The following is a 12,591-nucleotide window of genomic DNA, read 5'->3' as shown; positions in this document are numbered from 1 at the left end:
CACTCATGATGAGCGGAATTCGATTGTACGAAACCCGATGGCCGGTGAGGCAGAAGGAGGAGCCGTGAGGGCGAGTGAGCAGGAGGGCACGTATCCGAGGCCGCTCATGTGCCGTGAGCAGTGGAACAGACTGGACGGCACCTGGGACTTCGGATACGACGACGCCGACGCGGGCGAGCGCGAGGCGTGGTTCTCCGGTGACGCCGCCGGTGGATTCGACCGGGAGATCACCGTTCCCTTCCCGCCCGAGGCACCCGCTTCCGGCATAGGCGAGACCGCGCCGCACCCGATCGTCTGGTACCGCCGCCGCATCGCCCACGGGGCGCTGGTCCCGGACGCTTCCCGGGGCGGCCGGACGCTGATCCACTTCGGTGCGGTCGACCACCGCGCCCGGGTCTGGCTCGACGGCCGGCTGGTGGCCGAACACGTCGGAGGGCAGACGCCGTTCACCGCCGACGTGACCGACGCGATGCGGCCGGGCGCCGCCGAGCACGTACTCGTCGTACGCGCCGAGGACGACCCGGCCGACCTCTCCGTCCCGCGCGGCAAGCAGGACTGGCAGGAGCGGCCGCACGCCGTCTGGTACGAGCGGACCACCGGGATCTGGCAGAGCGTCTGGACCGAGACGGTCCCCGACCAGCACATCACCGACCTCGCCTGGATCCCCGACCCGCAGCGCGGAGTCGTGGCCGAGGTCGTTCTCGCCCGGCCGCTGCCCCGGCCGCTCACGGTCGACATCGTGCTCCGCGTCGGCGACCGCGTACTGGCCGAGACGTCGACCGTGACCACCGGCCGCCGTACCCGGATCGACATCGCGATCGCCGCCCTGCGCAACGGCATCGACCGGGAGGCCCTGTGGTGGACCCCCGACTCGCCCACCCTGGTGGACGCCCGGGTCACGGTGCGCGACCCGGGAACGCCCGCGTCCGCAGCCACAGCAGACACAGCAGACACCGCGAACACCGCCGACGCCGTGAACGCTGCCAACACCGCAGGCACCGCCTACACCGCAGACACAGTGGACAGCTATCTGGGCCTGCGCAGCGCGGGCGTCGGAGGCGGCGCCTTCCTGCTCAACGACCGTCCCTGCTACGTGCGTTCCGTACTGAACCAGGGCTACCGGCCGCGCACCCTGCTCGCCAGCAGCGGTACCGGCGAGCTGCGCCGCGAGGTCGAGCTGATCAAGGCGATGGGCTTCAACGCGGTCCGCGTGCACCAGAAGGCGGAGGACCCGAGGTTCCTGTACTGGGCCGACCGGCTCGGCCTGCTCGTCTGGGGCGAGACCGGCGCGGCGTACGAGTTCGGCACGGACGCCGTCGAACTGCTCACGCGTGAGTGGCTGGACCTGGTACGACGCGACCGCAGCCACCCGTCGATCGTCACCTGGGTGCCCGTCAACGAGAGCTGGGGCCTCTCCGACATGGCGCACGACCCGGCGCAGCAGCAGTACTCGATGGCCCTGGCCGCGCTGACCCGGGCCCTGGACCCGACGCGCCCGGTGCTGTCCAACGAGGGCTGGGAGCACACCGACAGCGACATCCTGGGTGTCCACGACTACACCAGCGACGCGGGCCTGCTGAAGGAGCGCTACGGAGACGCGGCGGGCTTCGCGGCGGTACTGGCGGGCGGCGGCCCGCAGGGCCGGGTGGTCTCCCTCACGGAGCGGCAGACCGAGCGCTTCGCGGCGGGTGAAGCGCCGCTCATGATCACGGAGTTCGGCGGCCTCTCGCTGGCGGGCGGGGACGACGACTTCTTCTATACGCAGACCAGCTCCGACACCCAGTACGCGGAACTGCTCGGCGCACTCTTCGGCGAACTGCGGAAGAGCCCGCTGGTCGCGGGCTTCTGCTACACGCAGTTCATGGACACCGCCCAGGAGACGAACGGCCTGCTCTTCCCGGACGGCACCCCCAAACTGCCGCTGGAGACGATCCGCGGGATCGTCACGGGGGTCGTGGACGGGGAGAAGCCGACGGGCGAGGGGGCGGCGGGGGCCTGACCCGGGCGGGCAAGGTTGCTGCAAGCCCGCTGCAAGGAAAGTGCCGTGCGGGGCGGGAACCCCTCTGTCGACTGCTGCACGCAGCCGACGAACATGGGGGACCGATTGTGTCTGTCAACACCACGAAAACGGCGCTGATCGAGCAAGGGCAGTGGCTGACCGTACAGGACTGCAAACGGGTGCTGGTCGTCGTGCACACCGTGACTTTCGCCCAGCGACTGCAGGAGGTCTTCAGCCTGCTGGAGGCCGACTTCCGTATCCAGGTGGTATTCACCGCGGCGCCGCACGCCTTCGGCGGCGGCGTCGCGCAGTACCTGCAGAGCCTGGGCATCAACACCGTGCCCTGGGAAGAGGCGCTGCGCACCGAGTTCGACCTGGCGCTGGCGGCCGGGTCGCGCGGTGTGCACGCGTTACGGGCGCCGGTCGTGCGGATCTCGCACGGGGCCGGCCACATCAAACTGCTCACTGACACCTCGGCGCTGGCGCCGGGGGAGAAGCGGGCGCCGGGGATGCTGAGCCGTCAGCATCTGCTGCACAAGGGCCGGGTGGGCCCCGCCGCGATCGTCTACGCGCACGAGCGGGACCTGGCGGAGCTGGCGGATTCCTGCCCCGAGGCGTTGCCGGTGGCTCATGTGGTGGGTGACCCCTGTGTGGACCGGATCAGGGCCGGGATGCCCCGGCGTCGCCAGTACCGCAGGGCGCTCGGCATCGAAGCGGGGCAGCGGCTCGTGATCGTCACCTCGACCTGGGGCCCCACCTCCACCTTCGGACGGTTCGACACGCTGCTGCCGCAGTTGCTCAGCCAACTCCCCGGCCGCCGCTACCGGGTGGCGCTGCTGCTGCACCCGAATGTCTTCGCCGGGCACGGCGCCTGGCAGGTGCAGAGCTGGCTGGCGGGCTGCCGCAGCCGGGGCATCGCGGTGGTGCCGCCGGAGGCGGACTGGCAGGCGCCGTTGATCGCGGCCGACTGGATTGTCGGTGACCATGGCTCCCTTACGGCGTACGGGACTCTCACCGAGGCTGCCGTGCTTCTCACTCCCGGCCCGAGGCGGGAGATCTCCGCCTCGTCACCGGCTGCGCTGCTGGCCGCTCTCGCCCCCGTCGTCTCTCCGGCACATCCACTCGCCGCGCAGCTGCGGTACGCCGCGGAGCAGCACTTCCCGGGCCAGTACGAGCAGGTGGCCGGGTTGCTGTCGTCGGCGCCGGGCCAGTTCCACCGGCGGATGAGGGCGCTCGTCTACCGGCTGCTGCGGCTGGGCGAACCGGCCTGCGCACCGTCCGTCGCGCCGCCGCCGATGCCGCCGCCGCTGGTCCGGTGGGAGAGCGCCGACCTGGGGATCGCGCTGTGACGGCCCGGTCCGGGACGACCGCTCGGGCCGGGGGGCCGCCGATGCCAGGAGTGTCGCCGATGTCAGCGGTGCCCCTGCCGGACATCTCCTGGTGCGATGTCCGGTTCGGCGCTCCACGCGTCGCCGGAGCGGAGGCCCGGCCCGGACTGCCGGGAGACCGGATCGTGGTGCCCGTCGCCGTCGGCTGGCGGTCCGCGGCCGGGTACGGCTCGGCCTCCGTCCTGCTCTTCACCGCGGCAGGGATCTCCGGCAGCAGGCCGCGGCTCTTCGGTACGCGTTTGACCGACACCCACCTGCGGATGAATCCGGATGCGCCGCGTCAGGCGGGGCGTGCCGAGTACGCCGATGTGCTCGTGACCCGGACGCCGTTGCCTTCGGCCCTCGCCCGCCGTCGTGCGGACATGCTGATGGCGCGGTATCCGGGCTGCCTCGTGGCGGCTGTGCCCGACGCGGGGAACACCCTCGTGCTCGGTGTGCGCGGGTCCGGGGGCGGTGTGCTGTCGGCCTGGCCGGCCGGGGCGGCGCCCGGCCGCCGCGTGGCGCCGCACGTCATCGCGTCGGTGCTGCACGCCTGGCTGGTGGCCGGGGGCACGCCGGCAGCCCTGCGGTCGGTCCGCCCTGCGGCGCCGGTCGGTAGCCGCTGACCAGGACGGTGGCCGGTCCTGGCCGGGGAGCACCCGTACGGCGCTGACGGCCCTGCGGCCACCGCGTCGGCTGCGCCACCTCTCACAGGTGGCGCAGCCGTTCGTCCAGGCGCTGTGCGTCGGCGGGGCTCAGCCGGAGGAAGAGATCCCGCGCGGCCTCGTAGCAGCGCACCGACTCCGCCGTGTCGCCCTGTTGTGCGGCTGCTTCTCCGAGCCACTCCAGGGAGTACCCCTCCCAGTGCCCGGACCGGACGTCGGACGACCGGAACGTTCCCAGTGCCTCGCGCAGCCGCCGGGTGCCGCCCTCGTGGTCTCCGTCGCGGGCCAGCGCACGGCCGAGCAGGGCCAGGGCGCGGGCCGCCTCGTACCCCTCTCCCTGCGACTCCAGCTCCGTGAAGGAGCCGGCCAGATACCGGGCGGCGGTCCGGTGGTCGCCGGCCGCCAGGGCGGTCTCGCCCAACCGCCGCCGGGAGAGCGCGGCGCCCCGTGCGTATCCGACCGACTCCCTTAACCGCAGGGCCCGTTCGAAGTGCGCACGGGCCTCGTCGTATCGGCAGGCCAGCAGGCTGATGTGGCCGAGTCCGTTGATGGCCTGCGCCTGTTGCCGTACGTCGCCGTCGGCCGTGGCGTGTTCCAGCGCCTGGGCATACCAGTCGGCTGCCTCCGGGTACCGGCCCGCGTCACGCAGCCCGATGGCGCCGGACGTCAGCATGCGGCCCTCGCCCTCCCGCGAACCGCCGGACCGTGCGGCGGCGAGGCCGGTGCGGTGCATCTCGATCCACATCTCCCGGGGCCGCAGCCGGACGAAGAGCGGCCATGCGGCGTCGGTCAGTTGCCAGCAGGCGGTGTGCCATCCGGCGCGGGCGCTGTGCCGTACTGCTCCCAGCAGGCTGTTGCGGTGCGTGTCCAGCCAGGCCAGTGCCTCGGCCGGGGTTTCGAGGGCGGCGGGCACGGTGCCCGGCACCGTGCTGCCGCGACCGGCCGTCCGGTGGCCGGGGGTGAGGATGCTCTCCGCGGCGGTCGCGGAGGCCAGGCACCAGTCCACGAAGCGGCGGAGGGTCCGTTCGCGCTCCGCGGTGCTCTCCCGCGTCTCACCGAGCCGGCGCGCGTGGGGGCGTACGAGGTCGTGGAAGCGGTAGGTCCCCGGGCCTGTCTCCTCCAGGAGGTTCGCCTCCAGCAGGGCGCCGACAGCCAGGTCCGCTTCGGCTGAACCGTCCGGTGCGGCTGACCACCCGGCCTCCTCGAGCACGTCCGCCTCCCCGGCCTCCCTACCCGCACCCTCATCGGACTGCCCGTACCGGCCGTGAGCGGCGTCGCCGCTGATCGCAGTCAGCAGGGAGAGGTCGAAGCGGTCCGCGGGCAGTAGCCCCATCCGCCGGTAGAGCGCGGCGCTGACGGCCGGCAGCAGACGGTAGGACAGGTCCAGCGCCGTACGCACGACGGCCTCTCCGTCCACGCGGAGCGTGTCGAGTGGCCCCTGCCCCCGGGAGAGACTGCGGGCCAGGGCCGACAGGGTGTGGTGCGGGCGCGCGGCGAGCTGGGCGGACGCCAGGCAGACGGCCAGGGGCAGACAGCCGCAGAGAGTGACCACTTCGCGCGCGGTCTCCGGATCCTGGGTGACCCGCTGCCCGCCACCGCCCGCGGCGAGGAGCTCGACGGCAGACTCCGGTGCGAGGGCTCCGAGCCGGTGCGTGGCGGCGCCGTCGACCAGCAGTCCCGTGAGGTGGTTCCGGCTGGTCACCACGGTGAGTCCGGTCGGCGAACCCAGGAGCAGGGGGCGTACCTGAGCGGATGTGTACGCGTCGTCGAGGAGAACCGCGAGCCGCAGCTCCGAGGTCAATGACCGCCAGAGCGCCATGCGTTGTGCGGTGTCCACCGGTACGGAGGAAGCGCCGAGCGCATACAGGAACCCTTCGAGTACGGCTGAGGTCCTGATCGGTCCGCCGCCGTCCTCCGTGGCGGAGGCCCGGCCGCCCAGATCGGCGTACAGCTGTCCGTCCGGGAAGCTGTCCGCGAGTCCGTGCATCCAGTGGGAGACGAGCGTGGTCTTCCCGACACCCGCGAAACCGCTGACCACCAGCAGCTGGGGCGACTGGGCGGGATACCCTGCCCGGAGCCGGTCCAGGGCGCGCGCATCGCCGTCCCGGGCGACCAACGGACGCCTTATGGGCGGGAGTTGCCGGGGTACGGGGGGCCGGGGGCTTTCCGGTCCTGCCTGCTGGTGGAAGTGGACACCGCCCCGGATGTCGCGGGCCTGCACACTCGGGCCGTGCAGGACCGCTGTGCCGCCGACCGTGTTCGTGTGTTCCGGCCGGGCCGGGCCCGGCGCGTGCCGCCGTAACCAGTCGTCCACTCTGCTCGCGGTGTGCGCGTCGGCCCGGGCCGACGCTGCGAGGGCGGTGGCCAGCCGGGCCATGTCCTGGAGTGTGTCCGCCGCCGTGGCGTTCTCCGGTGCGTCCACCGGGGACCGCAGTCGCGCCACTGAGGGGTCCTGTCCCGATGCCGTCCGTGCGACCTCGGCCAGTTCCCGCCAGGCGGGGGACGTCCGTTCGGACCCGCACACGACCATGGCCGACAGCAGCGCCGCCGCTCTGCCCGATTCCGGAATGGGCACGTCTCCAAGCCTCCCTGAACACGGAACCCACCTGTGAAGTTGCCATCAGCATATGCAGAATGAGGCAACGTCAGCCGTCGGCCAGGAGAGGCATTCCCGCTCTGCGGTACGGATGAACAGAATCGCTCAGTCAGAAGTCAGTTTCGGACTTCAACGGGACGTATGCCGGGCTCATATAGCCATGGGCGCCGCTGCGTGTCACCCTCGAATGCCCGGCCCATAACAAGCCGGACCGGCGGAAGGACGCTGGTGGAGTTTGAGATTCGACTTTCCGGATCGGTGGAGGTACACGCCGCCGGCCTGCGCAATGATCTCGGTTCCACCAAGACGCGGCTGGCACTCGCCGCTCTGGCCTGGGACGCGAGCCGTACGGTGAGCGTGGATACGCTGGTCCACCGGATCTGGGACGACAATCCGCCCGCCAAAGCCAGAGAAGCGCTGCATGTTCATATCTCGCGCATCCGGAGGTCCCTCAAGGCCGCCGGTAGCGCGGCACCCCAGGTTCTCAGCCGTACGAACGCCTACGTCCTGAACCTCGACCCGGACCGGGTCGACCTGCGCCGCTATACGAGCTGCGTCGAGCAGGCGCGCTCCTTGAAGGACAGCGGAGACGGGGGCGAGGCGATCCGGCTGCTGGATGTGGCGGCGAGCCTCTGGCGCGGTGAGCCGCTGGCCGGAATGACCGCGGACTGGGCGGCCCGGCTGCGCGCCGCGGTCGGTGAGAGCGGTCTCGCGGGCGCCCGGCTGCGTGCCGAAATCCTCATGGAGGCAGGGAAGTTCGCCGAAGCCGTACCCGTCCTGCTGCCGCCGGCGGAGGAGCATCCGGTCGACGAGGCGCTGGTCGAGCAGCTCGCCCTCGCCCTCTACGGCAGCAGCCGTGCGGCCGAGGCGACCAGGCTGTTGCAGCGGACGCGGCAGCGCGTCGTCCGTGACATCGGACTGGATGCGGGCCATCGGCTGCGCCGGGTCCATCAGGGCATCCTCTCGGGCACACCGGCGCCTGCGCTGCTCGTGCGGTCAGGCGCGGGACCGCAGGTGTCCGCCCGGCCCGCGCGCAGAGTTCCGGACAACCTGCCGCGGGACATCCCCTGGGTGGGGCGCCGGGACGAGTTGAGGCAGCTCACCGCCGCGCTCTGTGAGAACACCGGCACCTCGGCCCCCGTCGTGCGGATCGAGGCGATCGACGGAATGGGCGGCGTCGGAAAGACCTCCTTGGCGGTCCACATCGGACATCACCTGCGGGAACGGTTTCCGGATGGCCGGCTGTACGTCCACTTGCGAGGACATGTCTCCGGCCGGGCACCGCTGACGGCGGCACACGCGCTCACCGAACTGCTCCGGCTGCTCGGCGTACCCGCTGTGGAACTCCCGCACGGGGAAGCGGAATTGATCTCACTCTGGCGCACCACCGTGCGGGACCGCCGTATGGTGGTGATCCTGGACGATGCCGCAGGACCCGGCCAGGTCCGGCCGCTGCTCCCCGGCGCCTCTCCGACAGCGGTCATCGTGACCAGCAGGCAGCGGCTCTCCGGCCTGCCCGGGGTCCGGCCCGTCTCGCTCGACGTGCTGCCGCGTACCGACGCGATCGCGCTCTTCGAGCAGCGGCTCGGCGGACGCTGCGGCGCCACCCGGGGAGCGGAAATCGAGCAGATCGTCCGGATCTGCGGTCATTTGCCGCTCGCCATCGAACTGGTCGCGAGCCGGCTGCTGGCCCGGCCGTCGTGGACCACGGCTGACCTTCTTGAGCAGCTGACCTGCGGAAGCGGGGAACTCTCGGAAATGCGCGACGGCGAGCGAACGATGTCCCGCGTGTTCGCGTTGTCCTACTGCGCGTTGACACCGGTCCAGCAGTTTGTCTTCCGCGGCGCGGGCCTGCACTTCGGGCTGGAATTCGATGCGTACGCGGTGGCGGCACTGACCGGACTCCCTGTCGATACGGTCGCGCGCGCGTTGGAAGAACTCCTCACCCACCGCCTCATTTCCGAACCGTCACCGCACCGGTTCACCATTCATGATCTTCTGCGCGCGTACGCCCGGACGCTGATCGATAACGGGTCCGATTCCCGCACCGTGCCCGATGGCGACGGTGAACTGCACGCCGATTCTGATTCCGGCGCGGGTTCAGGTGTTCGCCCGGCGCGTGTGGACGGTCAGAAAGACTCCAGGCAGGCGCTTCACCGGCTGGTCGATCATTACCTGGCCCTCGCGGACCGGGCGGACCGGCTCGCCTATCCATTCCGCTCACGTATCCGCGGCACGGGCGGATTTTCCGGAACGTCCGGACCCGAGATGCCCGACGCGCATGCGGCCGAACAGTGGCTGATCGCCGAGGGCGCCAATGTGCTGGCAGCGCTGGACTGGATCCGGAGGCATGGCTCGGAACACCAACTGGCCCTGGGCGTAAACGTGTTGGCCGGATTCCTGGATGTGGAGGGTCACCTCGGCACGGCCGAACCGCTGCTGCGCCGCGCGGTGGATCACTGGCGGGCCACGGGGGACGACGCGGCGCGGGCGCGGGCTCTGCTCGACCTGAGCGGGGTCTGTGTCCACCGCGGCGAGTACGGCGAAGGGCATGCGACGGCCTCCGAGGCTCTGGGTATCGCGCGGACCCTCGGGGATACGGATCTGGAGAGCGAGTCAATTCATCAGCTGTCGATTCCGCTGTGGCACACCGGGCAGTACGTACTGGCTCAGACCCTTCAGGAACGTTCTCTGGCTCTGCGGCTGCATTCCAATGATGCGGTGCAGGTGGGACGCAGCTTCAACCTGCTCGGAATTACCCACCTCCACCTGGACCGTGATGAGACGGCTCTCGATTACTTCCTGCGCGCTCTTGATTCCTTTACTTCCGCAAATGACGACAGAGGGAGATACCGGACTCTGAACAATGTCGCCGAGCTGAGGCAGAAAATTGGCGACATGGAAGCCGCGGAACGATCGTACAGAGAAGCCATAGAGCTTTCCAGGGTAATGGCGGGACGGGGAGACCGTGCCACACTCCAGATGAATCTCGCGAGTGTTCTGACCGCCCTCGGCAAGGCTGATGAAGCGCTTGTTCTGTACGGAAAAGTATTGCCGGCGCTGCGGGGCGTGGGTGATGCACGCGGAGAGGGCGTCGCACTCAACGGAACCGGCAGGGCCTACCGTGCGGCCGGTCTCGCCGAGCGGGCGCTGCCCCAGCACATCGCGGCCCTCGCGGTGATGCGGCGTATTCGCGCCGCTGGCGAAGAGGCCGGTGTGCTCTACGACTTGGCCCAGGCCGAGCAGGACACCGGGCGGCTCGGCCAGGCGGCGGCGCATCTGGAGGAGAGCCTGTCGATCAGCCGCCGGATCGGGGCCCGCTCCGACGAGGCCCGGGCCGTGAAGGCGCTCGGCCGGCTGGGCCGGCTCAGGGGCTGAACCGGCCCGGAAGGGGGCGGCCGGGGGTCTTCCGGCGCCTCATCCGGTGAATCCGACGGAACTCGCCGCCTTTTTGGGAGGTTGGCGCGGTTTGAGGTAATCCGGCTGTGCTCGCCTGGGTCATGCGGAGTGACCGGAAGGGCTTACGATTTCCAGGTGCGGGCGAAGTGGCCTCTGTTGCGGGAGTTCGCCGTGCCCTCACGCACATCTCGATGGATTCGATGATTCAAGGAGCATTCTCCGTGGCGCTCAACAGGCCAAAAGACTCCCGTGCCGCTTCCCGTGCAAAGTCCCGGCGCGTAAAAGGGGTGCTTTTCGGTACGACCTTTGTCTGCATGACGTATATCCTCGCGAATATATCGCAGATGCACCCGTCGGTCGTTTCCTGAAAACCGTAAGCGGTTCCGTCGCTGCTCGGCGCAACTGACCGAGCCGGCGGGGAGTCCCGACCGGGGCCTGGAGCGGGCCGCACCCCCTCCGGGCCCCTCGTGCGTCAGTGGCGGCGCCCGCCGCCTCTCAGAGAAACCCGCCCGTAGTGCGCCGACAGGTCGAGCGGCGGTCGTCGATCTCCGCCCAGCGGTCCCCGTACACCGCCCGCGTGATGCCCGGCTCCCGCAGGAAGTCGTGCGGGAAGCCGAGCGGGACCGCGCTCGCCTCGTCCAGGCGGGCCAGGGCGCCGTCGTCCAGCCCTTACCTTCCCGACCCGCCATGTGCAGGCCGGAGCCGTACTGGAGCTGCGGGGCCCATCCGCCGGTGCCCGGCGGATGCGCGCGGGGCCGGGGCGGCCGACCATGGAGGTCAGGGCGATCACCGTTCCGCCCCTGGAGGTCCCGTGTGCGCCGATGCGCCGGATGCGCCGGAGGTCCCGCCTGTTCTGCCCCCGGCGGGTGTGGAGTACCTGAAGTCGCTGTTCGGGGGCACCCCAGCGGGTATCTGCGTGCTCGACACGGAGCTGCGCTATCTCTACGTCAACGCGGCACTCGAAGAGATGAACGGCATTCCGGCGGCCGGCCATCTCGGCCGCACCGCGGAGGACATCCTTCCGGAGCTGAATGTGTCCACGGACCTGCTGCGCGGGGTGCTGGCCGACGGCCGGCCCCGTGAGGTGACGTCCAATGGCCGTACGTCCTCGTCGGACCATCCCGGGCTGCGGTTCTGGCAGGGCGCGTGCCACCGCGTCGAACAGGACGGGGAGGTCCGCGGGCTCGTCCTGATCATGCTGGAGGTCCTGACGCCGCGCCGTCCGCATGTGGAGTACGAACGGGTCGGCCGGCATCTGACGATGCTCGACACGGCGGCGAACCTGATCGGTACGACCCTGGACATGGACACCACCTGCGGTGAGCTGGCCGACTTCGTGGTCCCCGAGCTCGCCGACGTGGCGAGCGTCGAGGTGTTCGTACCGCAGCTCGGCCAGTCGGTGCGGCCGCCGCCCGCCGGGGTGGTCCGGCTGCGCAGAGCGGGCATGGCAGCCGTACCGGGTCTCGCGGAGGCGGTGCGGCAGTTCGGGGAACCGGGGCAGTACGCCGACTACCAGGACGGCGGAGCCATCCCGCGCTGCCTGGAGACGAACCAGCCGGTCCTGCAGAACCTCACCACCGACTCCCAGCTGGCCGCGTCCGCCCCCAGCCCCGAGCGCGTCGCCGTCTACCGCGCGCTCGGCTTCCACTCCGTATGCATCGTGCCGCTTGCCTCCCGGGGGCGTCCGCTGGGCTGCCTGGCGCTCGTACGGGCCGGGGACTCGCCGGCCTTCACCGAGCAGGACGTGGTGGTCGCCAAGGAGCTCGCGGTCCGGGCCGCCGTCGACCTCGACCACGCCCGCCGCTACACGCGTGAGCACGGCATCGCCCTGGAACTCCAGCGCGCCCTGCTCTCCGAACCGCGAGAACCCCACCCGCACATCGAGGTCGCCACCCGCTATCTGCCGGTCGGCCAGGGTGCGGAGGTCGGCGGCGACTGGTTCGATGTCGTGCCCCTTTCGGACGCCCGCCATCTGAAGGTCATGGGCGATGTGATGGGGCACGGGGTCGACGCGGCCGTGGCGATGAGCCACTACCGCTCCATGGTGCGGCTCCTCGCCCAGGACGAGCTGCCGCCGCACATCATCCTGGAGCGGCTCGACCTGATGGTGGAGAAGGCGGGCATCGACCGGGCCGCCACCTGTCTCCTGGCGGTCGTGGACCGCTTCCGGGGGGAGTGCCTGGTGGCCAGCGCCGGTCATCTGCCGCCGGTGTTCATCGACCACGGAGCGGGCACCGTGATCGCCGGGATGCCGGTCGGACCGCCGCTCGGCACGGGACTCGGCGGCTACGAGACCGTCTCGCTGCCCTGCGGTCCGGGAACCGTGCTGTTCATGTACACCGACGGCCTGGTGGAGCGCAGGGACGAGGACATCGATGTGTCCGTCGGCCGGCTGGCAAGCCTGCGGCTCCCGGTCGGCGGGACCCTGGAGGGCCTGCTCGACGAGGTGCTCGACCGGTTCGGCCGGGACGCCACGGACGACATCGCGGTCCTCGCGTCCCGGATCCGCTCGGGGCGGAGGCTGGAGTAGGCCTCACGTCCGCTCGGGGCGGACGCGGGAGTAGG

Annotated in this window: 6 protein-coding genes and 1 pseudogene; 5 read left to right on the top strand and 2 right to left on the bottom strand. The window is 70.9% G+C overall.

What is annotated here, in order from left to right:
- Nucleotides 1-64 precede the first annotated feature (64 nt).
- The 3 genes from OG210_RS12260 to OG210_RS12250 all read left to right on the top strand — a co-directional run bounded on the left by OG210_RS12260 (nucleotide 65) and on the right by OG210_RS12250 (nucleotide 3,992).
- Entirely contained in the window at nucleotides 65-1,999 is a 1,935-nt protein-coding gene (locus OG210_RS12260; RefSeq protein WP_371536301.1) for a glycoside hydrolase family 2 protein, read from the top strand.
- A 107-nt stretch (nucleotides 2,000-2,106) separates the two neighbouring features.
- Nucleotides 2,107-3,348 carry a hypothetical protein gene (locus OG210_RS12255; protein WP_371536299.1) on the top strand — a complete coding sequence of 414 codons (1,242 nt, stop codon included), beginning with the start codon at nucleotides 2,107-2,109 and terminating at the stop codon, nucleotides 3,346-3,348.
- A gap of 59 nt (nucleotides 3,349-3,407) precedes the next feature.
- Entirely contained in the window at nucleotides 3,408-3,992 is a 585-nt protein-coding gene (locus tag OG210_RS12250) for a hypothetical protein (protein ID WP_371536296.1), read from the top strand.
- 82 nt (nucleotides 3,993-4,074) lie between these two features.
- Here the strand turns inward: OG210_RS12250 and OG210_RS12245 are convergent, their stop codons facing one another.
- Nucleotides 4,075-6,606 carry a tetratricopeptide repeat protein gene (locus tag OG210_RS12245; protein WP_371536293.1) on the bottom strand — a complete coding sequence of 844 codons (2,532 nt, stop codon included), beginning with the start codon at nucleotides 6,604-6,606 and terminating at the stop codon, nucleotides 4,075-4,077.
- A 249-nt stretch (nucleotides 6,607-6,855) separates the two neighbouring features.
- On the opposite strand from OG210_RS12245, the gene OG210_RS12240 reads away from it, so the two are divergent.
- Nucleotides 6,856-10,005: a tetratricopeptide repeat protein gene (locus OG210_RS12240; RefSeq protein WP_371536290.1), complete on the top strand. Its 3,150-nt coding sequence runs from the start codon at nucleotides 6,856-6,858 to the stop codon at nucleotides 10,003-10,005.
- A 516-nt stretch (nucleotides 10,006-10,521) separates the two neighbouring features.
- Here the strand turns inward: OG210_RS12240 and OG210_RS12235 are convergent.
- A pseudogene (locus OG210_RS12235) lies at nucleotides 10,522-10,692 on the bottom strand (aldo/keto reductase); the annotation flags it as partial.
- A 145-nt stretch (nucleotides 10,693-10,837) separates the two neighbouring features.
- Between OG210_RS12235 and OG210_RS12230 the strand changes: the two are divergent.
- On the top strand, nucleotides 10,838-12,556 hold the full coding sequence (locus OG210_RS12230) for a SpoIIE family protein phosphatase (RefSeq protein ID WP_371536287.1): 1,719 nt from the start codon (nucleotides 10,838-10,840) through the stop codon (nucleotides 12,554-12,556).
- Nucleotides 12,557-12,591: the final 35 nt, after the last annotated feature.

The sequence above is a fragment of the Streptomyces sp. NBC_00466 genome, from assembly GCF_041433995.1.
Taxonomy (GTDB): Bacteria; Actinomycetota; Actinomycetes; order Streptomycetales; family Streptomycetaceae; genus Streptomyces.
This window is presented reverse-complemented; position numbering and strand designations above follow the sequence as displayed.

Bases quoted from the DNA above. Each gene is read 5' to 3' on its own strand.
- OG210_RS12250 (WP_371536296.1), top strand. From the start codon at position 3,408: ATGTCAGCGGTGCCCCTGCCGGACATCTCCTGGTGCGATGTCCGGTTC.